The 20,480-nt window shown below is 71.3% G+C and carries 20 protein-coding genes; 6 read left to right on the top strand and 14 right to left on the bottom strand.

The window, feature by feature from the left end:
• Nucleotides 1–93 precede the first annotated feature (93 nt).
• The 4 genes from C2L59_RS39340 to C2L59_RS39325 all read left to right on the top strand — a co-directional run bounded on the left by C2L59_RS39340 (nucleotide 94) and on the right by C2L59_RS39325 (nucleotide 4,167).
• Complete coding sequence (locus C2L59_RS39340; protein WP_103354669.1) at nucleotides 94–1,146, top strand: aldo/keto reductase; 1,053 nt, start codon at nucleotides 94–96, stop codon at nucleotides 1,144–1,146.
• 122 nt (nucleotides 1,147–1,268) lie between these two features.
• Complete coding sequence (locus C2L59_RS39335; RefSeq protein WP_103354668.1) at nucleotides 1,269–1,526, top strand: hypothetical protein; 258 nt, start codon at nucleotides 1,269–1,271, stop codon at nucleotides 1,524–1,526.
• Between the two features lie 75 nt (nucleotides 1,527–1,601).
• Nucleotides 1,602–3,383: a murein biosynthesis integral membrane protein MurJ gene (gene murJ / locus C2L59_RS39330; RefSeq protein ID WP_233223938.1), complete on the top strand. Its 1,782-nt coding sequence runs from the start codon at nucleotides 1,602–1,604 to the stop codon at nucleotides 3,381–3,383.
• A gap of 292 nt (nucleotides 3,384–3,675) precedes the next feature.
• On the top strand, nucleotides 3,676–4,167 hold the full coding sequence (locus tag C2L59_RS39325; RefSeq protein WP_103354666.1) for a hypothetical protein: 492 nt from the start codon (nucleotides 3,676–3,678) through the stop codon (nucleotides 4,165–4,167).
• 70 nt (nucleotides 4,168–4,237) lie between these two features.
• Here C2L59_RS39325 and C2L59_RS39320 read toward each other — a convergent pair whose 3' ends face one another.
• Nucleotides 4,238–5,188, bottom strand: coding sequence for a chitinase (locus C2L59_RS39320; RefSeq protein ID WP_103354665.1), 951 nt, complete (start codon nucleotides 5,186–5,188; stop codon nucleotides 4,238–4,240).
• 275 nt (nucleotides 5,189–5,463) lie between these two features.
• On the opposite strand from C2L59_RS39320, the gene C2L59_RS39315 reads away from it, so the two are divergent.
• Nucleotides 5,464–6,762 carry a diguanylate cyclase gene (locus C2L59_RS39315; protein ID WP_103354664.1) on the top strand — a complete coding sequence of 433 codons (1,299 nt, stop codon included), beginning with the start codon at nucleotides 5,464–5,466 and terminating at the stop codon, nucleotides 6,760–6,762.
• On the opposite strand, the gene C2L59_RS39310 is transcribed toward C2L59_RS39315, so the two are convergent.
• Both C2L59_RS39310 and C2L59_RS39305 read right to left on the bottom strand, forming a co-directional pair.
• Nucleotides 6,749–7,711: an isopenicillin N synthase family oxygenase gene (locus C2L59_RS39310; RefSeq protein WP_103354663.1), complete on the bottom strand. Its 963-nt coding sequence runs from the start codon at nucleotides 7,709–7,711 to the stop codon at nucleotides 6,749–6,751. The genes C2L59_RS39315 and C2L59_RS39310 overlap by 14 nt on opposite strands.
• Before the next feature lie 39 nt (nucleotides 7,712–7,750).
• Nucleotides 7,751–8,209 (bottom strand): nucleoside deaminase, encoded by a 459-nt coding sequence (locus C2L59_RS39305; RefSeq protein ID WP_103354662.1) that lies wholly within the window; start codon nucleotides 8,207–8,209, stop codon nucleotides 7,751–7,753.
• A gap of 111 nt (nucleotides 8,210–8,320) precedes the next feature.
• On the opposite strand from C2L59_RS39305, the gene C2L59_RS39295 reads away from it, so the two are divergent.
• Nucleotides 8,321–9,277 (top strand): YafY family protein, encoded by a 957-nt coding sequence (locus tag C2L59_RS39295; RefSeq protein ID WP_199199541.1) that lies wholly within the window; start codon nucleotides 8,321–8,323, stop codon nucleotides 9,275–9,277.
• Nucleotides 9,278–9,446: 169 nt separating this feature from the next.
• On the opposite strand, the gene C2L59_RS39290 is transcribed toward C2L59_RS39295, so the two are convergent.
• From C2L59_RS39290 to C2L59_RS39240, 11 genes are all read right to left on the bottom strand, one after another.
• On the bottom strand, nucleotides 9,447–10,571 hold the full coding sequence (locus C2L59_RS39290) for a winged helix DNA-binding domain-containing protein (RefSeq protein ID WP_199199539.1): 1,125 nt from the start codon (nucleotides 10,569–10,571) through the stop codon (nucleotides 9,447–9,449).
• Between the two features lie 36 nt (nucleotides 10,572–10,607).
• Nucleotides 10,608–11,228: a TetR/AcrR family transcriptional regulator gene (locus C2L59_RS39285; RefSeq protein ID WP_103354660.1), complete on the bottom strand. Its 621-nt coding sequence runs from the start codon at nucleotides 11,226–11,228 to the stop codon at nucleotides 10,608–10,610.
• 569 nt (nucleotides 11,229–11,797) lie between these two features.
• Nucleotides 11,798–12,862 (bottom strand): site-specific integrase, encoded by a 1,065-nt coding sequence (locus tag C2L59_RS39280; RefSeq protein WP_146060500.1) that lies wholly within the window; start codon nucleotides 12,860–12,862, stop codon nucleotides 11,798–11,800.
• A complete protein-coding gene (locus tag C2L59_RS39275; RefSeq protein WP_146060499.1) occupies nucleotides 12,859–13,320 on the bottom strand; it encodes an AbrB/MazE/SpoVT family DNA-binding domain-containing protein in 462 nt (153 codons plus the stop codon). The genes C2L59_RS39280 and C2L59_RS39275 overlap by 4 nt, the downstream gene beginning before the upstream one ends.
• Before the next feature lie 6 nt (nucleotides 13,321–13,326).
• Nucleotides 13,327–14,445, bottom strand: a complete 1,119-nt coding sequence (locus C2L59_RS39270) for a 3-oxoacyl-[acyl-carrier-protein] synthase III C-terminal domain-containing protein (RefSeq protein WP_103354658.1) — start codon at nucleotides 14,443–14,445, stop codon at nucleotides 13,327–13,329.
• A gap of 2 nt (nucleotides 14,446–14,447) precedes the next feature.
• Nucleotides 14,448–14,642, bottom strand: coding sequence for a hypothetical protein (locus C2L59_RS39265; protein WP_103354657.1), 195 nt, complete (start codon nucleotides 14,640–14,642; stop codon nucleotides 14,448–14,450).
• Between the two features lie 100 nt (nucleotides 14,643–14,742).
• Nucleotides 14,743–15,210, bottom strand: coding sequence for a cupin domain-containing protein (locus tag C2L59_RS39260; RefSeq protein ID WP_146060498.1), 468 nt, complete (start codon nucleotides 15,208–15,210; stop codon nucleotides 14,743–14,745).
• A gap of 24 nt (nucleotides 15,211–15,234) precedes the next feature.
• A complete protein-coding gene (locus C2L59_RS39255) occupies nucleotides 15,235–16,332 on the bottom strand; it encodes a hypothetical protein (protein ID WP_103354655.1) in 1,098 nt (365 codons plus the stop codon).
• Nucleotides 16,333–16,474: 142 nt separating this feature from the next.
• Nucleotides 16,475–17,221 (bottom strand): hypothetical protein, encoded by a 747-nt coding sequence (locus C2L59_RS39250; RefSeq protein WP_146060497.1) that lies wholly within the window; start codon nucleotides 17,219–17,221, stop codon nucleotides 16,475–16,477.
• Between the two features lie 34 nt (nucleotides 17,222–17,255).
• Nucleotides 17,256–18,125, bottom strand: coding sequence for a L,D-transpeptidase (locus C2L59_RS39245; RefSeq protein WP_233223937.1), 870 nt, complete (start codon nucleotides 18,123–18,125; stop codon nucleotides 17,256–17,258).
• A gap of 80 nt (nucleotides 18,126–18,205) precedes the next feature.
• Entirely contained in the window at nucleotides 18,206–20,131 is a 1,926-nt protein-coding gene (locus tag C2L59_RS39240; RefSeq protein WP_103354653.1) for a protease pro-enzyme activation domain-containing protein, read from the bottom strand.
• Nucleotides 20,132–20,480: the final 349 nt, after the last annotated feature.

Raw genomic sequence — 20,480 nt, 5'->3', positions numbered from 1 at the left:
GGGTGGGACTCGTGTTCCCAGGAAACCGCTTCCCTTACCCCCCGGCCGCGGCGGCCGCAGACTCGCTCCCGACACACGACAACGGGAGGACACATGCCGCTCACCCTCGACACCTACCGCCTGCTGGGCCGCTCCGGGCTGCGGGTTTCCCCGCTGGCGCTGGGCACGGCGACCTTCGGCACCGAGTGGGGCTGGGGCGCGGAGGAGGCCGAAGCGCGCAAGCTGTTCGACACCTACGTCGAACGCGGCGGGAACTTCATCGACACCGCGAACACCTACACCGACGGCAGCGCCGAACGCCAGCTCGGCGAGTTCACCCGCGGCCACCGCGAAAGCCTGGTGCTGGCCACGAAGTACACGACCCTGCGCCGCCCCGGCGACCCGAACGCCACGGGCGCGCACCGCAAGAGCCTGTTCGCCTCGGTCGAAAGCAGCCTGCGGCGGCTGGACACCGACTACCTCGACCTGCTCTACCTGCACGTGTGGGACTTCACCACCCCGGTCGAGGAGATCCTGCGCGGGCTGGACGACCTGGTCCGCCGGGGCAAGGTCCTGTACGTGGCCATGTCCAACGCCCCCGCGTGGGAAATCTCGCGCATGCAGGCGATCGCCGACCTGCGCGGCTGGTCGCCGCTGGTCGGGCTGCAGGTCGAGTACAACCTGGCCAACCGCGCCGCGGAACGCGACCTGATCCCGATGGCGCGGGCCATGGGGCTGGGCGTGACGCCGTACTCGCCGCTGGCGGGCGGGCTGCTCACCGGCAAGTACGGCCGCGCCGGCCTGACCGCGGCCGACGCCGGCACCCGCAAGAGCTTCAACACCGGGCTGGGCGTGGTCACCGAACGGAACCTCGCCATCGCCGACGTGGTGAAGGCGGTCGCCGCGGAGCTGGGCCGGACACCCGCGCAGGTCGGCCTGGCCTGGACCCTGCAGAACCCGGGCGTGACCGCCCCGATCATCGGAGCCCGCACGCCGGACCAGCTCGCGGACAACCTGGGCGCGCTGGAGGTCGAGTTCACCGATGACCAGCTGGCCCGCCTCGACCGGATCGGCGCCCTCGACCTCGGCTACCCGCACGACGTGCTCGCGAGCGACCACATCCGGGCGGTGATGCGCGGGGACCTGAAGCTCGAAGACCGCCGCTGAGCGCCGGTCCCGGCCCCGGCCGGAACCTCACCCGCACTCCGGACGTCATAGTGCCGTAAGTAACACAATCGGCCCAACGGGCGAATAACCCGTTGTAGTGGCGAAAACGGAAAGGCAGTCCGGTGTCCGGTTCAGGAGTCGAGCTCACCCACCGCGCGATGGCGATGCTGAAGGCGGTGGCCGCCGGACGCGCGCAGATGTCGTGCAGCTGCGAGCCCGACCTCTTCGTCGACGGATTCGCCTGTTGCGACCAGATCACCGCGCACGCCCTCGCCCGCGGCGGCTACCTGCGGCCCGCCGTCGAAGGCGGCACCGGGCGGGTGGCCGCCGAGCTGACCGAGGCCGGGCGGGCCGCGCTGGAAGTCACCGCCGCCGCCTGAGCGTCACGCACGGTCGCGGGGTCGACCAGGTGTTCGGTCTCCCGTGCGTGCCCCTGACCTGGCAGTCTTGTCCCCATGGCGGAGCACCCACCACCGGTGGACGACGAGGCGACGGTCTACCTCCCGAGCGAGCTGCGGGGCCCGCACTGGCCGACCCGTGACCTCGACGTTTCGCGGCGGCCCTACGACGAGTTCGCCGGCCAGATCGTCGCGCGGCCGCCCGCGTCGCCGGTCAGCGCCGGGCGCGGGGAAGGGGCCGGTTCGTCGCTGGCCCGCTCCAGCGGCCGGATGGCCGTCGCCTCCGCCGTCAGCCGGGTCACCGGGTTCGTCGCGAAGCTGCTGCTCGCCGCGGTCGTCGGGACGGGGATCGTCAACGACTCCTTCACCGTCGCGAACACGCTGCCCAACATCGTCTTCGAACTGCTCTTCGGCGGCGTCCTGGCCAGTGTCGTGGTGCCGCTGCTGGTCCGCTCCCACGACGACCCCGACGGCGGCCGCGCCTACACGCAGCGGCTGATCACGATGGCGCTGGTGCTGCTCGTCGTCGGCACGGCCGTCGCGGTGGCCATCGCGCCGCTGTTCACCGCGCTCTACGTCGACAAGTCGTCGCCGACCGCGAACCCCGGGCTGACCACCGCGCTGGCCTACCTGCTGCTGCCGCAAATCCTGTTCTACGGGCTGTTCGCGCTGCTCTCGGCCATCCTCAACGCGCAGAACGTCTTCGGCCCGCCGGCCTGGGCGCCGGTGCTGAACAACGTCGTCGTCACCGGCACGCTCGTCGTGTTCGCCTTCGTGCCGGGGGAGCTGACCCTCGACCCGGTCCGGATGAGCGACCCGAAGCTGCTCGTGCTCGGCCTCGGCACCACGCTCGGCATCGTCGCGCAGGCGCTCGTGCTGATCCCCGCGTTGCTGCGCACCGGGTTCCGGTTCCGCTGGCGCTGGGGTTTCGACCCGCGGATCAAGGAGTTCGGCGCGCTCGCCGCGTGGATCCTCGGCTACGTCGTGGTCAGCCACGTCGGGTTCGTCGTCACCACCCGCGTGCTGACCGGCGGCTCCACCGGCGGTGTCACGGCCTACAGCTACGCGTCGCTGCTCTTCCAGCTGCCGTACGGCATCCTCGGCGTCTCGCTGCTGACGGCGCTGCTGCCGCGGATGAGCCGCGCCGCCGCGGACGGCGACACGGGGTCCCTCGTCGGCGACCTCTCGCTCGCGTCCCGCATGTCGACGGTCCTGTTCGTGCCCATCTCGGCGGTGCTGGCCGTGGTCGGCACCCCGATCGGCATCGCGATCTTCACGTGGGGCCGCGGCACCCTCGAGGACGCCGAACGGCTCGGCCAGACCCTGGCCGTCTCGGCCGTCGGGCTGCTGCCGTTCGCGCTGGTCATGCTGCAGCTGCGGGTGTTCTACGCGATGAAGGACGCCCGCACGCCGACCCTGATCATGCTGGTGATGACGGCGGTGAAGATCCCGCTGCTGCTGCTCTGCCGCGGACTGCTCGACGGCGAGCACATCGTCTACGGCGTGATGCTGGTCAACGGCGCCGGATTCGTGGTCGGCGCGGTCCTCGGCCAGGTCTGGCTGTGGGTCCGCCTCGGCCACCTGCGCAGCAAGCGGTCCCTGCGGGTCGGGCTGATCACCCTGTCGGTGAGCGGGCTCGGCGTGGTGGCGGCGGTGCTGGCGGGGTACGCGGTGCCGGCGTCGCTCGGGGTGATCCCGGGGGCGTGGGTGAAGCTGCCGGTGCAGGGACTGCTCGGGATGGCGGTGCCGTTCGGCCTGCTGGCGTTGGTGAGGCTGCCGGAGTTCACCCCGGTGACGCGGCGGGTGGCGGGCTTGCGGCGGCGGGTTTCGGCTCGGTGAGCGGTGGGGGAGCGGCGCTGAAGTTGGCAGGCCGCCCCGCGCCCGGCCGCACTGGGCTCGGTTGGTGGCTCGTTGAGCGGTGCGGCCGAACCTGCCCCGCCGACCCACCGCCCCCGGCCGCGAATCACCCTCGTTGACGGCTACGGCCGGGAACGCGATCCGGTTGTCTCGAAACGGTAACGAGACCGCGGCGATCAGCGCGTTTACTTTTACCGCAAGGGTTTCTACCATCACCCGGGATCAGGCGGCCGCGGGCGAGCGTGGCGGCGGGGGTATCGGGTGGAGGTCGTGCATGACGCGCAGTGCGCGTAGGCGGCGGGACCGGGTCACGGTCGACGAACTGCTGCGGCAGACCGGGGCGCGGCCGCGCAAGCCGGGCTCGCGGGCGGCCGAGCTGGCCGCGCGGCGGGACGACGGGACCGGCACCGGCCGGGCCGCGCGGATGGTGCTCGCGTCGGCCGTGATCGTCGTGCTCGGGGGGCTGGTGCTCGTGCTCGCGACGCGGCCCGACTCCGTGCCCGGGTCCACGCAGTTCCCGCAGCTGCAGCCGGCCACCGCCGCGCCGGTGTCGCCGACCGCGCCGGCCGTGCCGACCGAGACGACCACGCCGTCGCCGGTCGTCATGCACGCGCGCCGGACGCCGACACCCACGCCGACCGTCACCGTCGAACTGCCGCCTCCGCCGTCCACGACGAAGAGCAGCCCGCCGCCGACCTGGAACCCCGGGTGGAACCCGTGCTACCCGTACTACTGCGGGCCCTACTCCGGCGGCCCGCGGCGCTGACCCGCGAAGGCCCTCTCACCGACCCCGATGCCGGTGAGAGGGCCTCCGACTGCCCCACTACGGGCTCGTGTCAGCCGGTGTAGCCGGCGACGATCTTGGTGAACGCGTACTTGTCCTGCGTGATGCCGCTGCATTCGCCGCCGCCGCTGCAGTCGCGGTTGGTGGCCCAGAACGTGAGACGCGCCAGGTGGTGGCTCGCCGCGTAGCCGCGGATGGAGTTGAAGTTCGCGACCGTGACGGTCTCGCCCGCGTTGTCGGTCTTGCCGTTCATCGAGGAGAGGCCGCTGTGCCGGTAGGCGGTGTCGTCGCTCCAGCCGAACGTGGTCTTGAGCTGGTTCTTCAGCCCGTCGACCGCGGACTTCGTCAGCGCCGCCATGTCACCGCCGCTGGAGAAGTCGAACGGCATGACCGACCAGACGTCCACGGGTGCGCCGATCGCCTTGGCCTGGTTGATCAGGCGCTTGCCCCACGAGTCGGGGCCGGTCGTGGTGGTGCCGATCGTGATCACCACGCGCAGGTTCGGGTTCTTCTGCTTGGTCAGCTTGACCGCGTTGAGGATGCGGTCCTGGACCGTGTTGTTCTGGAACTCGTCGGTGTTCTCGATGTCGAGGTCGATCGCCTTGAGGCCGTAGGCGTCGATCACCTTCTGGTACGCGCCGGCCAGCGCCGAGGCCGACGTGCACTTCGAGCCCAGCTTCGTGCCGGACCACCCGCCGAAGGAGGGGATCACGTCCCCGCCCGCGTTGCGGATGTTCTGGATCATCGTCTTGTCGGAGCCGGTCAGCGACCGGCTGCCGTCCCACTTCGGGTTGCAGGTGCCGTCCGACAGGACGAAGGCGAGCGTAAACGCTTTCACGCCGGTCGCGGACATGGCCGCGGTCGGGCTGGTCTGGCCGCCCCACTGGTACAGGTACGGGGCGGCGAGCACCGGGTCGACCGCGGCCATGGCCTGCGGGGCGAGCCCGACCGTCGTCGCCAGCGCGGCCGTAGCCGCGGCGGCGAGGGTAAGGAGACGGCGCACTGGTTTCGTCGATCCGGCCGAAGTCGGTGGGCGGGTCGACGATGAACGAAGCAGCATGGGGGTCCTCCGAACGCGCAGGTGGAGCACCTCCGGTTTGAGGCGGCGGGATCATCCCGGGAGGAGTGCTGTGTGCCACCACACAGTGGACTAGACCAATGTTGTGTGTCAACCCTCCGTCGGTCGGAAAATGACCCACGTCGCCGAGGTGCACCCACGGTGTTAAATTCCCCTGAAGGCGGATCGACACCGGCCCGCATTCCGGCTACTTTGCCGAAATGGTGGGGGATTCCACGGTCGCCGCCGGCGGGGAACGCCGCCCGGGCCGGTTCCTGCCCGCCCTCGTTCCGCAGCGCTGGGCCCTGCGTCGGTGGGCAGTGTGGCGGCTGCCGCGCCGCGGCCAGGTCTGCTACCTCGTCGGGGTCGACGCGCTCGCCGTCGCCGCCGTCGTGCTCGCCGCCCTCCGCTTCCCGCCGCAGGCTTCGATGCTGGTGCCGTTCGCGCTGCTCCTGGGCGGGATGCTGGTCTCGGCCGAGCTCGCGCGGCCGGTGGAGCGCCACCGCGAGGACACCCTGCTCGGCCCCGGCATCGACACGCCGTGGATCTTCGCCGGGGTGCTCGTGCTCCGGCCCGGGCTCGCCGTCGCGCTGGTCGTGCTGGCGGCACTGCACCAGTGGTTCCGGGTCCGCAGAAGACCCGGGTACCGGCAGGTGTTCGGCGCCGCGGCGACGGCGCTGGCCGGGCTCGCCGCCGGTGCTTTCCTCACCGCGACCGGCGTCCGGCCGCTCGGCGAGGTCCTCGACGCCCGGACCGTCGGCCTGCTCACCGTCGCCGGCGTGGTGTTCCTCGCGGTGAACGCGGCGCTCGTGACCGGCGCCGACGGGCCCCGCCGCCCGCGCGACGCCGTCCAGGGGCACGCCTTCGACGCCGCGATGACGGTGTCCGGCCTGCCGCTGGCCTGGGCCGCCGGCGCCGCGCCGCTGCTCGTGCCGCTGCTGGCCGGCGCCACCGTCGTGCTGCACCGCGGCGGGCTGGGCGGCGGCCGCCGCGACCACGTCACCCTCGATCCCGGCACCGGCGTGCTGACCGCCGCGTCCTGGCGCGGCGCCGCCGAGGCCCGGCTGGACCGGCTCGGCGGGCACGGCCCCGGCCTGGCCGTGCTGCTGCTCGACCTCGACCACTTCCGCCTGCTCAACGACCGCTACGGCGCCCGCATCGGCGACGCCGTCCTACGCGCGGTCGCCGGCACCCTGCGTGACGAGGTCCGGTCGGCGGACCTCGTCGGCCGCTCCGGCGGCGAGGAGTTCGCGGTGCTGCTGCCCGGCACCGGCCGGTTCGACGCGATGGCGATCGCCGAGCGGATCCGGCTGCGGGTCGCCTCGACGCTGGTGGCCCTGAAGGCGACGGGGGACGGCCCGCAGTTCGTCGGGGTGACGGTTTCGATCGGCGTCGCGGACTGCGCGGCCGGCGGCGTCCTCGCGGACGCGCTGCTGACCGCGGAAACGGCGTTGCTGCGGGCGAAGGCGGCGGGCCGCAACCGGACCGTCTGCGCCGAGCCGGACGTCAGCTCATCGTGATGGCGTCGAGCTTCTCCCGCAGGTACTCCGACGCGATCACCTCGGGGTAGGTGCGGGTGCCCAGCGGCGGCGCCAGCGACGTGATGCGGGCGTCGTGGTCGGTCTCGTAGAAGAAGATCAGCGACACCAGGTCCTCGTCCGGGGCCGCCGCCGACGGCGGCAGGACGCGGTGGCGGGTCGAGCGCCAGCGATCGCCGGTCCAGCGGGCCATCAGGTCGCCGATGTTCACCGTGAACGCGTCCGGGTGGAACGGCGCGTCCACCCACTCGCCGCCGGCCGTGCAGACCTGCAGCCCGCCGACGCCGGCCTGGCGGTCGAGCACGGTGACCGTGCCGAAGTCGGTGTGCGGGCCGATCCGGAACTGGTCCGGCTCCGGGGCGCCGACGTGGGTCATCGGCGGATACCGGTTGATGTTGAACGTGTACGTCGGGTGCGCGGTGTGCCGGGTGAAGTGGCTTTCGGCGAGGCCGAGCGCCGCGGCGAAGACCTCCAGCAGGTGGTCCGACAGCGCCCGCATCCGCCGCATGTACTCGGTGGCCGTCTCCCCGAGGCCGGGCACCTCGTGCGGCCAGACGTTGGGCTGGAACCAGAACCCGTCGATTTCGGCCACGCCGAGCTTGTGGTCCGCGCCCGCGGAGTAGGACTCCTTGAGGTCCGGCGGGGTCTCGGTGCCCTCCGCGTAGCCGTTGGCTTCGACGCCGGGCGGCAGCCACCCGCGGCCGCCGACGGTCACGGCGTAGCGCTGCTTGACGTCCTCGGGCAGTGCGAAGAAGGTCCGGGCCAGCTCGCGGGTGCGCGTGCGCAGGCCGGCCGGCACGCCGTGCCCGGTGACCAGCAGGAAGCCGGACTCCTGCAGGGCCTGGTCGATCCGGGCGGCGACGTCGGCCCGGCCTTCGGACGTGCCCGCGAACCACGGCGAGAGGTCCACGAGCGGAACGGATGACGGCATACCGGCTCCCTCGTCCAGCGCTGTCGGTCCAGCACTGTCCTAATCGGACTTTTCGATCCCGATGTCCTCGAACCACAGGTCCGGGCGCGTGGCGATGAACTCCGTCATCAGCGCGGTGCAGCCGGGGTCGTCGAGCAGGGTGATCCCGACACCCAGCCCGGCGAGCCAGTCGTGCCCGCCGTGGAACGTCCGCGCCTCGCCGATGACCACGCGTCCGATACCGAACTGACGGACGAGCCCGGAGCAGTACCAGCACGGCGAGAGCGTGGTGACCATGATCGTGTCGCGGTAGTGCGGGCGGCGGCCGGCGTTGCGGAAGGCCGCGGTCTCGGCGTGCATCGACGGGTCCCCGTCCTGCACGCGCCGGTTGTGGCCGCGGCCGAGCAGGGTGCCCGCGGAGTCGAACAGCGCGGCCCCGATCGGCACACCGCCTTCCGCTTTGCCCAGCTCGGCTTCCTCGCGGGCGACGGCGAGCAGGGCGTGCGGATCGATCGGCATGCGTCACTCTTTCCGGCCGGGACGGCACCTGGCAAGTGTTCGACCCTCCGACTGCACTATCCGGCGGATCGCGGACCGGATCTGTCCGCGATGTCTGGCACACTGCGGGCCATGTACGGCACATCGGAACGCCTGCTCCGGCTGCTTTCCCTGCTGCAGGCCCGGCGGGACTGGCCGGGCGCGGACCTCGCGTCCCGGCTCGAGGTCGACGTCCGCACGATCCGCCGCGACGTCGAGCGGCTGCGGTCCCTCGGCTACCCGGTGCACGCGACCCCGGGCGTGGCGGGCGGCTACCGCCTGGGCGCGGGCGCGGCGCTGCCCCCGCTGCTGCTGGACGACGACGAAGCGGTGGCGGTCGCGGTCGGCCTGCGCACGGCGGCGAGCGGCACGGTCAGCGGCATCGAGGAGACGTCGGTGCGCGCGCTGGCGAAGCTGGAGCAGGTGCTGCCGGCACGGCTGCGCCCCCGGGTCGGCGCGCTGCACGCGGCGACGGTCTCGCTGCCGGGCGCCGGGCCGACGGTGGACGCGTCGGTGCTGACGGCGATCGCGGCGGCCTGCCGCGACCACGAGCGCCTGCGCTTCGGCTACGGCGACCGCACGGGGGCCTCGACGGACCGTTCGGTGGAGCCCCTGCGGCTGGTCCACACGGGCCGGCGCTGGTACCTGGTGGCGTTCGACCTCGACCGCGCGGCGTGGCGGACGTTCCGGGTGGACCGCATCGCGGAGGTGCCGGTGGCGGGCTTCCGGTTCACCCCGCGCGAGCCGCCGGCCGCGGACCTGGCGGCGTACGTGTCCCAGCAGATCTCGACGGCGCCGTATCCGCACCAGTTCGTACTGCGCGTGGCGGCGCCGGCCGAAGTGCTGGCCCGCCGGATCCCGCCGACGTCGGGGGTGGTGGAGGCGGTGGACGAGCACAGCTGCCGGGTGCGGACCGGGGCGAACACCCTGGACACGGTGCCGTACTACCTGGCGCAGTGGGGCTTCGACTTCGTGGTGGAGGAGGCGCCGGCGGGGCTGGTGGAGCGGCTGCGGGAGGTGGCGGAGCGGTTCGCGCGGGCGGTGGGGTGAGTCTGAAGCGGCCCCAATGTGGCGTTGGGTGCGTGGGATGCACCGAGCGCCGCGTTGGGTGCGTGGGATGCACCGAACGCCACATTGGGTGCGTGGGATGCACCGAACGCCACATTGGGTGCGTGGGATGCATCCAACGCCACATTGGGGCGGTGGGGTGAGGCCGGGCCTAGCTCGGTTCGACCCGCGCCCGGTTGCTCTCGCCGTCGGTCAGGAACGCCGCCAGCGCGCTTCCCTCCTCCGCCACCTCGCCGCGTTCGCGCGCGGTCAAGGGGCGCAGCGGCCGCACCAGCACGTCGGCGCCGTCGGTGGTCCAGGTCGCCGTGACCCGGCCGTCCACCAGCACCACCCGCTCGCCGGCCACCGACAGCCCGCGGTGGGCGTCGTCGATGATGCGGGTGCGGTCGTCGTAGCCGAGGATCGCGTTGTCGAACGCCGGCAGGAACCGGACCGGGGCCGGCGTGTCCGGGTCGGGGCGGGGAGCGTCCGGCAGGTCGAGCAGCTCGCGGCCGCGCGCGTCGCGGAAGGCCACCAGCTCGCCGCGCACCGCCTTCACCGCCGCCGGCAGCCCGGCCAGGCCTGACCACGCGCGCAGGTCCGCCGTCGCCGCCGGGCCGAAGGCCGCCAGGTAGCGGCGCACCAGGTCGCGCCCGGCGCCGTCGTCCGGGTCGAGCGGGTCGCCGTCACGGCCCAGCCAAGCCCGCAGCGGCAGGTTGCGCACGCCGCCTTTCGTGCGCCACAGCCCCCGCGGCGGCAGCTGGACCACCGGGATCAGCGCGGCGACGAGCATCTCCCCGAGCGGCCGCGGCCCCGCCTCCGGCCAGCGATCGGCGACGGCCCGGGCCAGCTCGCCCATCGAGCGCGGTTCGCCGTCGGCCAGCACCGCCCGCCCCGCCGCGGCGAGCTCGCCGAGGTCGACGCCGTCGAGCTCGCGCCGGTAGGTGCCGAGGACCCGCTGGCGCAGCATCGCGTCGAACCGGGTCCGCCACGCGAGCACGTCGTCGCCGGTGAGCAGGTGCACGGTCCGGCGCATGAGGTGGGTCCGCACCACGCGCCGGCCGGTGAGCAGGGCGTCCAGCGAAGCCGGGGTGAAGGCCCGCAGCCGCGACCACAGGCCGGTGAACGGTTCCTGCGGCTCCTGCGCCTGCAGGCCGCCGACGTGCGCGACGGCGTCGTGCACCGGCAGGGTCGCCCGCTCCAGCAGCAGCTGCCGGGCGAGGGTGGCGCGGTTGAGGGCCCGCGTGTCGAGGACGGTCAGCACGAGGTCCACTGTGGCAGAAAAAGCGGACAGCATCTGGCCGCTATTGTTCCGGCAGAGTTGAACGACCGCTCAGTTTGTGACGGGCGTCACGCCGAGCATGCGCAGCACGAGCTCGCCGTATTCCTTGCCCAGCGCGGTCGGCGTCTGCCGCGCCCGCTCGGTGTACCAGCGGGCGACGTCGACCCCGAGGGAGAGCACGGCGCGGGCGGCGACGTGCGGGTCGGAGACGGTGAACACGCCACCGGCGGCGCCCTCGGCGATGACCTCGCGCACGATCCGTTCGATCCGCCGCCGCAGCTCGGCGACCACCTCGAACTCCTGCTCGGGCAGGGCCTGCAGCTCGTACTGGACGACCCGCGCGACGGTGTGTCGCCGGGCGTGCCAGGCCACGAAGTCCTCGACGATGAGCCGGATCCGCTCGACGGGATCGGCCTCCTTGGCGACGACGTTCTCGACCAGCGCGAGGGTCTGTTCGTGCCCGTAGCGGCTGATGGCGAACAGCAGCGCGGCCTTGGACGGAAAGTGCACGTAGAGCGCGGCGGGCGACATCCCGGCGGCCCCGGCGATGTCCCGCGTGGTGGTGGCGTGGTAACCCCGCTTGGCGAAGGCCTCCACCCCGGCGAGCATGAGCCGCCGGGCGGTCTCGGGCTGCACATCCGGCCACAGTTCCGCCGACAGCGACATCGTCATCCGGTGATCCTCCCAGATCGCCCTGGCCGGAAGGGGGCCACAACGGCCGGCCCGGTCGCCACCATTGTAAGCGGCTGCTTTGTCGGCGTATCTGGGGATACATCCCCAAAATGGGGATGTCATACCCACACCGTATCGCCCCGCGGCTGCGGTGCGCGGCTCGGATCGGCGCGTCGCCACCCCACGATCTGATTCAAACGTCTGTTCGAGTACGGCGAGGCTATGCAGCTCGCGCTCGCGCTGATCAGCGACGTTGCCTCACCGTCACCGCCCACCCGGGATCGCGGCCGTCGACGTCGTACCCGTCATCGTGAGGCAGGTGGCAGCCGGCCAGGGTCACACGACCATTCCGAGGGAAGGCACACCCCCTGAAGATCGAGTCCGGTCGCCGCGCGGGTCACGAACCCGTCGTACTCATCATGGCCGCCGGGCGCGCGGGCCACGACACGACATGCCTGGCCACGCGCGATCAGGTCTCAAGGGGTGCTGTCAACGAACCGGTTCGGGTCTGGGTTCGGTGTGGTCGGGCCGTGGTGCCTTCGGCGGCAACGAGGCGCGGGCACGCGGGCTCAGGCAGCCAGGGGGTGCGGCTCGCCAGTGAGCGCGGCCACCACAACCGCCAACTCGTCGACGGTCGCCGCCACATAGGTCATCGTGGTGCTCGTCTGGTAGCCCAACGTCGCGTGACCGGCGAACGACGCCGCTATGGCGTAACCGTAGTTCCGCTCGACCCAGGTCAAGGTCGTGTAGCGGATCCAATGCGCGGTGATCCCCATCGACCCGATCCACGGAAGGTGATGATGCAGCCGCGACCACAGCGAGGCATACCGCGACGCGGAGATCGGGCTTCCATCGCGGTGGCGCAGCAGCCCCGCCCGGGGCCCCGCCCCAGGTCGCGCGTGAGCATGCGCCAGCAGACCGGCCGTCAGCGTCGGAGAAACCGGTTGCTCCCGCGTCGTGCCGCCCTTCTCCCGAAGCCGGATCGTGCACAACTCGTCGTTGACGTCGCACGGACGCAGCGCCAGCGCCCCGCCCCGCCTGCACGCTGTTTCCGTATGCAACCGCAGGAGCAAGGTGTCCAACGCGGGATCGGTACCGGTCGAGGCTGCGGTCATGTTGATATCGATCAGCTGCCGGCTGGTCAGAGCACGCCGGACACTCTTCGCCCGCCGCGGCTTCCGCAGCTGGGCGGCCGGGTTCCGCGACGCCGAGATGTACTGATCCGCCTGCGCGAGAAGGTACAGATGTCTCGTCGCATCGACGAAGCACGCTTTCGCCGACTGGCCGTCCCGCGACCCCCGACGCCTGAGAGCCTGCGCCTGCACCTCATTGGCCAACATCAAAAGCTCCGACGCCGACGGCGTGTCGATCGGCGTGTCCCCCCACTTCTCCGCCAAGACACGCCAATACACCGACCACGTCGCCGCGGAGGCCGCGGAGGTCGCGGCCGCGACGATCGGCACGTACTCCCTGAAGGTCGGCACAGGCGCCGTCCCCGCAGCCGATGCGTCGAGGATCAGGTCTTCCGGGGAAACTCCCAGACGTTCGAGCAGAATCCTGGCCGCAGTCACGTCTTCGTGCTCGACGCCGAGCCTGCTCACCGCCTGCACACCGCCCACCTTGTCGGCGGTCATGGCGTTGCGGACTGCCGCGAGTGGAAGTCCGCCAGCGCACGGTCCAGGGTGGCCAACGGATACGCGATGATCAAGCCGTGTCCGGAATGCGCGGCAAGGAGAACCCTGTCTCCGACCTCGATCATGAGTTGGTGCCGGGCAACAGCAGGAATCGACACCGCCTTCGATCTGGTGACCGTGATCAGCCCACGTGGATCGGGATGGAAAACCGCGTAGCTGTCGGTCAAAGCCATACTCAGCGTGTCACCGGATCGCCAACCGGCGACCCCGGTGATCACCTGATCGTGCATCCGCCCGGAGCGATCGATCCGGGCTACCGCATAGGTGAGCTGCGAGCGCAACGTCGAGGGAATCAGCGCGGCCAGTGGCAGAGGTTTCGGTGTTGGCCTGCCGGCGACTGCCATGACGTCGGGAATGACCCACGGCATCTCGCCCACAAGCCGATCTCGCTGGTGCATGACCGCTCACCCCGCCGCAGTCGCGCCGGCACGGCGAACCGGCTGGGACGAGTGCCGCCACGGGAGCAGCAACGGCGGAGCGAGCCCTTCCATCTCCGGCGGCACGGCCTCGATGCGCAGTACGACGGCCGTCCAGGTCATGCCGATGCCAATGCCGACCAGCAACACGTAGTCGCCGACGTGAACGGCCTTTCGGCAGAGAAGGTGGCTCAGGCCGATGAATTGGTCGTTGGGTCCGATGTGACCCCACTGATCGCCAACGTGTTTCAACGTCAGCGAGTCGGGGATGCCCAATGGGCGAAGACACTGCGTCTGCAACTGATGAGCCCCGTAGTGAGGGAGAAGAACCCAGGCCAGATCGGCAGTGTCGAGACCAGACTCACGGAGAAGACCGGCCACTACCGTTCTCACGCCCTCGGTGGTGCGACGAAGCACGGAACCGGCACCGGCGGCCGCAAGGTACTGCGCCTTGCGCTGGCGAACCTGCTCAGCACCGACTTCCACGGTTCCCGGTGGAAGGAAAGGTGCACCGCCTCGGTGGAGCTGCTCGAGCGTCGGGTCGGTGTAGGAGCTGGTGGCGAGCACCTGGGCGAGGCCGGGATGGCGGCCGAGGATGAGGGCGGAGCCGCCATCGCCGTAGGCGATGCCGTGGTCGGCGGTGAGGTGGTCGAAGGCGGGTGGTCCGAAAGTTTCGCCGCCGGTGAGCAGGACGGTGTCGAGGTCGGGGCTGCCGGCGAGGACGCGGGCGGAGATGTCGATGCCGCCGACGAGGCTGTTGCTCATGGCGTTGAGCTCGGTGGCGATGCCGTGGCCTGCGGGCAGGCCGAGTCGGGTGCGCACGTAGGCGGCGCGGGACCAGAAGTCGATGCCGCGGCTGCCGCGCCAGATCGCGGCGTGGAAGTGCAGGTCGGGAACGGGCAGTGGGCCAGTGGTGGTCATGGCCGTGCTGGCGAGGGCGTTGTGGCCGGCGCGGACAGCGAGTTCCATGCCGGTGGAGCCGTGGGCGATGGAGACCGCGCGTTGACTGCTACCGCGCAGGTCGCGGAAACCGTCGAGCTCATCGACGGGCACGAGGTTGCCGAGGGCGGCGCCGACGCCGCTCACATGCAGATCTGTCCAGCGCATCCTCAGCACCGCCCTGCGTGGGCCGGGTTCGCGGTGTTGGACATGTCCGCGGTGATGGTTTCGACGGAGTTGAAGTAGGCCCGAAGGTGATGGCTCTTGATTCCGCTACAGGCAGCGATTTCCTCGAGCGTGAGCGGGCCGCCCGGCAGCGGCTTGTCGAGTAGGTCGCGGGCGGTGTCGATGATCCAGGAACGCATGCGGGGTCTCCCAGCGAGGCGAGTGGAGGGCGGTGCGCCAGGGGAGGGGTGGTGGGCGGCGCGGTCGGTGTGCACGACGGACGGCGACGTCGGGTCAGTCCTACCGAGTCTGGCCCCTGCGTCGGTTGAGCAGCGCCGTTCGGTGCGTGCGGCGCAGGGCAGGGATCTGGTCGCGTGCTGCGCGGTCGAGTTCGGGCATGCGGTGCACGTCGGTGTCGAACCCGGGGTCGGTGCGAAAGATCAGCGCGAGGACAGAGGCGTTGTGGCTGAGGTTGACCACGGCGTAGGGCAGGGTCGCGGGGATGTAGATCATGTCGCCGGCCTTCGGGTGGAAGGGCTGCATGGTGTTGCCGGAGAGGACGGCGACGTGACCGCTGATGATCGCGATCGCCGTCTCGGTGGTGTCATGCCGTTGCGGAGCGAGGCTGATGGCGCCGGGTAGGTGCATCCGGCCGCCGGAGAGCGCGCGGGTGGGCACGACGCCGGTGCGCAGGATCGGGGTCAGAGTCTCGCCTTCCCCGGCCAAATGTCCGGACTCGCACGGAGCCGATGTGATCGTGGGGTCCATCTCCACTGTCCTTTCCAGCTGGCGTCAGCAGACGGCGGTGCGGTGGGCAAGTTCGCAGGCGAGCGCGGCGTTGGCGACGGCGTCGGGAACCAGCCGGCGGCCGTGTCCGCACGCGGCGGCGACCGCGAGCACCGGCCGGTCGAGCTCGGTCTCGGCTAGCGCGAGGGCGGTTCGGGACTCTGTGGGGTGGGTTTCGTCGACGAGTCCGGCGATGACGTCGATGTCGCGGCGCAGGTGTCGCAGCGCCCGGTAGAACCGCGGGTCGGTCGGTGGTGCGTCGGTTCCGGTGCACATTGGGATGTGCACGGCGGGCATCGGGATCCGCAGCCGATTCAACTGCTCGTGCAGGGCATTGAGGAACTGCACGGCAGGCACGAGGTCGGTGAGAGGAAACAGGGGTTGGTGGCCGAGGTCGCCGTAGCAGAGGTGGATCCGCCAGGTAGCATCGCGGGGGCCGTCGGCGAAGACGCGGGCGACTTGCTTGGCCAGCGCGCGCACCGCCGCCGGCCACAGTGGCCGCGGGGTGCGGTCCAGCGTAGCGAGGACCGCGGGGGTCTCGAGCTGGAAGACGACGTGGTTGCCGTGCTGGCGGTGGATGGTGTGGACGTCGTCGAGCACGGCTTGGCGGAACACCGGCAGGTGCGTGACCGCGGCGCCCGGGCTGCCGAAGGTGAACAGCGCCAGGTCGTACGGATTCGGGATCGATACCTGGTGCGGCGGGAAGTCGCGGTCGTCGTGCAACTGGGCGCGGGCGGCCATGACGGCGTCGGTGTGTGTGGCGCGCCCGAGGGACAGGTCGTCGGATTCGAGCCAGCGGCCGTGTTTGAGGCGGTAGGTCGGCATGTCGTTGTAGTCGGCGGAGTGGCCGGTGCGGACGGGTTCGAGCGCGTCGATGGCGGCGAGGCCGTCGAGCCAGTCGATGATCCATCGCGGGTCCTGGTCGCACGGCAGTCCGGTCAACGTCGTGTCGGGGGTGTGGTCGAGGAACCACCGCATCATCTGGTGGTGGTCGCCGGTCAGAGTGGCGGGTAGGGAGCCGACGAAGTGTACGGCCCGGACGTCCTCGGAGGACGCGGCGTCGAGCTGATCGTTGCTGGGGTGGCTGAACACGAGCGTGGACATGGCATTTCCCCTGGTGGCGAGTCGGATCGGTTGAGTTGTGCGGGCGTGGGGAGGCCGCCCGGTGAGGACGTGGGAACGGGAGGGGGTGCGCGGGCCCGCGATGGAGGGTTGAGGGGTGCGGGCCCGCGCGGCCTGGTTGCAGTCAGCCGGTGACGGCGACGTGGGCGGGCTTCGGCTGCGGCCGGGGCGCGGTCCGGTCACCCGGGTTGTCGTCCTGCTGGTGCCGCTGGGCCGGCATACCCGGCCGAGACGTCGCGGGGGCGCCGGGCTTGTGCGTCGGTGCGGGGCGGGTGCCGGTGGGCGGGTTGTTCGGCGGCGGGGGAGGGGTTCCTGCGCCGCAGCTAGCTGTCGCCACCGTCACCGTGATCGCCGTGCCCGCGGTCGGCTTGTTCGGTGCGTCGGACTCGTTCGTGCGGATGGGTGCGGTGCTGGTAGTGACGGTGATGATCCCGGCGGTGCCGTGGCCGCCGGGTGAGACCTTCATGTTGCCGCTGCCGTCCTTGGGAGCGCTGGTGGTGATCGAGCCGTTGCGGCAGGTCGCACTGAACGGACCGACCGTGGTGCCGCCGACTCGCACCGACGCGACGCGGGCTTCGGCGAATCCGGCGCCGGCCTGCAGGCTGATGCCGCTGGCCACGACCGCGCCACTCGGCGTGGACACCGAGCCGCCGGCGGTTTTGATCGCGCCGCTGCTGGACACACTCGGACTGGCCGAGAGGTGCTCGCCGCCGGAGACGGAGATCCCCGTCGCTGTCGACGTCGCAGCAGTGGCCGCGAGGGCGGGCGGTGCCGCGGTCGCGGGGGTGCAGCTGGAGGCGAGGGTGGTGAGGGAGCCGATGAGGAGCGCGCCGGCTCCGGCTGCCGCGAGGGCGCTACGAGTGGTGTTCATGGCTGGTCTCTCCAGAAGAGTCGGTGCGGTTGGGTTAGCGGATGAGGACGGGGGTGCCGATGGGCACGGGGTCGAGGGGATTGGTGAGCGTGGCGAGTGCGTCGGCGGGGACGCGGATGCATCCGTCGCTGGAGGGGCGACCGAACACATCGGTGGTGGGCCAGCCGTGGATGCCGGTGGTGCCGGGCCCGCCGCCGTAGGTGGAGAAGGTCGTGGAGTGGATCCCGAGCGGGAAGATGACCGGGCTGAAATTCTGGTGCGCGTCGGTCATCGAGGCGAGGACGAAGGTCCGCCCCGCCGGGGTCGGTGCGGCCGCGGTGCCGACTCCGACGCTCCAGGTGCCGATCTGCTGGTGGTCGCGGTAGAGCGTGAGCCGGAACGCTGTCCGGTCGATGACGATGCGGTCGGTCGTCGACCGGATCCTGAGCGAGTTGTCCTGGGTGGACAGCCAGCCGGTGGAGCCGTTGGGCCGGGACGGCAGGAGCGCCTGCACCCAGCCCGGTTCCTCGGCGATCACCGGAATCCACGTGTCGGATCCCAGCTGCGTGGTCGGCAGGACGGCGATGGCCGCGCCGCCGGGTTGGTCGTACACCGGTACCGGGGTGGTCGGGTGCACCAGCTGCCCGTCCGGCACCTCGTCAGCCGTCGCATCCTGCGGAGCGTTCGCGACGATGCCGAAGGTGCTGGCCTCCGGCAGCCCCGCGAGATTCGGAATCGCCCGGGCGGCCACGGCCGGGGCGTGCAGTTCGACTCCCAGCTCGACCGGCTCGGCGGTGCGAGCGCCGTCGGGCTCGGGCCGGGACGGTGCGAGCAGGACGCCGGTGGTGGCGACCATCGCGATCCCGGCCAGCCAGAACGCGAGCACCCGCCACCGTTTCGGCGTCGGCTGTGGCGTCTCGGACATGAACAGTCCTTCCCATAGGTCGTTGAAGGCCGCGGTGGCCCGCCCGCACTCGAGCGGGCCACCGCGAGAAGAGGGTGTGGTCACTGGGAAAGCGCGGAGATGAAGCCGTCGGCGGGCGTGCCGAGGCCGGTGACGTTGTCCCAGCCGGGGCCGCTTTGCAGGTTCTGCGGGCGGGCGTCGAAGTCGATCAGGTAGCTGCCCTGCCCGCCGGGGGCGGCGACGCCGCCGAAGGCGTGCATCATCGGCGTCCACACCCCCGCCTTCTGCGGGACGACATCGGCGATCGCACTCGACCCCTTGAGGCTGTAGAGGGCCGGGGTGAGCAGCCCGGCGCGGGCGTTACCGGAGCGGGCCTGCTGGGCGTCGACGACGAGCCCGGCGATCAGCGGCGACGCCAGCGAGGTCCCGCCGTAGGAACCGATGCCGAACTGGCCCTTGATGGTCTGCCCGACCAGCATCCCGGTGTAGGAGTCGGCCAGCGCCGCGATGTCCGGCACCGCCCGCTTCCCGCCGCTGTCGGAGACGACGCCGACCTGCCAGTCCGGTGCGTCGTAGAGGGCGGAGGTGCCGCCGCCGGCACCGGAGGCGAACGGCCCGTCCGCATCCTTCTGCGGAGCCCAGCTGCTGCCGGACTGGGTGTTGCCGCTGTTCTCCCACCCGGTCAGCACCTTCGGCTGGTTGTTCTGGTCCAGCCCGACGCTGGTCCCGCCGACGGCCACGACCCAGGGGCTGGAGGAGGGGAAGCTGGCGGTCGGGTGGCCGACGGGGCCGGAGTTGTTGCCGGCGTCGCCGGTGGAGACGGTGATGGTCTGGCCCTGGATCGCGGCTTGCAGCGCCATGCTGTTGAATTGGTCCCGTGCGGCCTGCGGAAGGCTGGATTCGCCGTCAGCGTTGCCGTAGCTGTTGCTGATCACGTCGACGGCGTTGTCGGTGACGGCCTGGTTGAACGCGTCGTAGAGCCCGGTGCCCCTGCACGTTTTCCCAGCGTAGTAGCGGATCTTCGCGGCCGGAGCGATCGCGTGCGAGGCCTGGACGTCCAGGGTCTGTTCGGCGTTCCAGCCGTCGGCGCCGCACGCGGTGGCGTCGGTGAACCCGCCCTGCGGCAGGACCGCGCTGTACTGGCCGGACGCGAGTGGCGGGACGCCGAGCTGGGCGGCGGCCTGGTTGGTGTCGGCCACGATGGTGTCTGAGTTGTAGGCGCCGACGACACCGATCGTCGTACCGGCGCCGGTGTTTCCGTTGCCGAGCTTGTACATGGCGCGAACCTGGGTGCCCGTGTAGCCGCACAGCGAGTTGGATTGGAACCCGGCCGGGTACTTCTGCGGGACGTCGGTGTTGTTCTGTTCGTTCCACCACCGCGCGCAGTGCTGCTCCGCCGCCGCGGCTGCGGTCGTGGTGCGGGTGTGCTGCGGCTTGAGCAGAGCGGCGCTGTCGTCGAGCCCGAGCACCGCAGTGATCGACGCACGCAGCGAGGTCGGCACAGTGACGGGCGCTGCCGGTGCCGTGAGCGTCCGGTTGACTCCGTCGACCCGGGTATGGAATGCGGCGATCCTCGTACCGAACGCCGACTCCAGCGCTGAGGTCGGAGCTTCGGCGTCGACGAAGTGCCGGTTGGCGCTGATTCCTGTCACGCGCAGGCCCTGGGTGCCCAGCCACTGCGACACCTGATCGACGGTGTCCTGCGTGGGGGCGAATCGGTCGAGGAACGCCTTCGACGACAGGAACTGTCCGTGCTCGGCGCTGCCCGGTGTCGCCAACTGCGTGGCGAGGCGTTCTGCGTCACGCTGGTCGCGCAGCGCCAGTGCGACTTGGATGTGCCGAACGGTGTGTCCGTTGCTGCGGGCGACTTCCGTGTGCGGGGTGGCCCAGGTCGGGGTGCTTCCGGCGATCGGCGCGCGGTCGCCGGTGTCGCCGACGGCGGTGTTCGGCGTCGCCACGGCGGTGGCCGCGGTGGCCACGAGTAGGGCCGCGGTCGCGACCAGGGCATGCCAAAGACGGCTGTGCATCGAGGTTTCTCCTTGTATGAAAAGGGAAAGCCGTCCAGCGCGGATGCCCGTCGAGTGACGGGCGGGCTGAAGGGCGTGCCTCGTGCCGCAGCCAGGAAAACGCGAAGAGGCTGAGCGGAGACTTCAGATGAGGTGGACCGGCCCTGCGGGTCTGGTCATGGTGACGGCCGCGGTGCGACCGCAGAGAATTTACATCGGGGGTCGTCGTCGGATCGACACGACAACGGCGGTCCGCGGGCCGTAACGTGGAATAATGACGAAGCGAGCACGTGTCAGTCCTAACGTGGCAGCCGACCGTGCCTGCACCACGCCTCCCCCGGCGTGAACACGGTCAGCCTTGCTGAAACGA

Source organism: Amycolatopsis sp. CA-128772, assembly GCF_002904295.1.
Lineage (GTDB): Bacteria > Actinomycetota > Actinomycetes > Mycobacteriales > Pseudonocardiaceae > Amycolatopsis.
This window is presented reverse-complemented; position numbering and strand designations above follow the sequence as displayed.

Bases quoted from the DNA above. Each gene is read 5' to 3' on its own strand.
- C2L59_RS39280 (WP_146060500.1), bottom strand. From the start codon at position 12,862: ATGACCGCCGACAAGGTGGGCGGTGTGCAGGCGGTGAGCAGGCTCGGC.
- C2L59_RS39260 (WP_146060498.1), bottom strand. From the start codon at position 15,210: ATGGACCCCACGATCACATCGGCTCCGTGCGAGTCCGGACATTTGGCC.
- C2L59_RS39240 (WP_103354653.1), bottom strand. From the start codon at position 20,131: ATGCACAGCCGTCTTTGGCATGCCCTGGTCGCGACCGCGGCCCTACTC.
- C2L59_RS39285 (WP_103354660.1), bottom strand. From the start codon at position 11,228: ATGACGATGTCGCTGTCGGCGGAACTGTGGCCGGATGTGCAGCCCGAG.
- C2L59_RS39290 (WP_199199539.1), bottom strand. From the start codon at position 10,571: ATGCTGTCCGCTTTTTCTGCCACAGTGGACCTCGTGCTGACCGTCCTC.
- C2L59_RS39275 (WP_146060499.1), bottom strand. From the start codon at position 13,320: ATGCACCAGCGAGATCGGCTTGTGGGCGAGATGCCGTGGGTCATTCCC.
- C2L59_RS39310 (WP_103354663.1), bottom strand. From the start codon at position 7,711: ATGCCGTCATCCGTTCCGCTCGTGGACCTCTCGCCGTGGTTCGCGGGC.
- C2L59_RS39245 (WP_233223937.1), bottom strand. From the start codon at position 18,125: ATGTCCGAGACGCCACAGCCGACGCCGAAACGGTGGCGGGTGCTCGCG.
- C2L59_RS39325 (WP_103354666.1), top strand. From the start codon at position 3,676: ATGACGCGCAGTGCGCGTAGGCGGCGGGACCGGGTCACGGTCGACGAA.
- C2L59_RS39250 (WP_146060497.1), bottom strand. From the start codon at position 17,221: ATGAACACCACTCGTAGCGCCCTCGCGGCAGCCGGAGCCGGCGCGCTC.
- C2L59_RS39315 (WP_103354664.1), top strand. From the start codon at position 5,464: ATGGTGGGGGATTCCACGGTCGCCGCCGGCGGGGAACGCCGCCCGGGC.
- C2L59_RS39340 (WP_103354669.1), top strand. From the start codon at position 94: ATGCCGCTCACCCTCGACACCTACCGCCTGCTGGGCCGCTCCGGGCTG.
- C2L59_RS39255 (WP_103354655.1), bottom strand. From the start codon at position 16,332: ATGTCCACGCTCGTGTTCAGCCACCCCAGCAACGATCAGCTCGACGCC.
- C2L59_RS39305 (WP_103354662.1), bottom strand. From the start codon at position 8,209: ATGCCGATCGATCCGCACGCCCTGCTCGCCGTCGCCCGCGAGGAAGCC.
- murJ (WP_233223938.1), top strand. From the start codon at position 1,602: ATGGCGGAGCACCCACCACCGGTGGACGACGAGGCGACGGTCTACCTC.
- C2L59_RS39295 (WP_199199541.1), top strand. From the start codon at position 8,321: ATGTACGGCACATCGGAACGCCTGCTCCGGCTGCTTTCCCTGCTGCAG.
- C2L59_RS39265 (WP_103354657.1), bottom strand. From the start codon at position 14,642: ATGCGTTCCTGGATCATCGACACCGCCCGCGACCTACTCGACAAGCCG.
- C2L59_RS39270 (WP_103354658.1), bottom strand. From the start codon at position 14,445: ATGCGCTGGACAGATCTGCATGTGAGCGGCGTCGGCGCCGCCCTCGGC.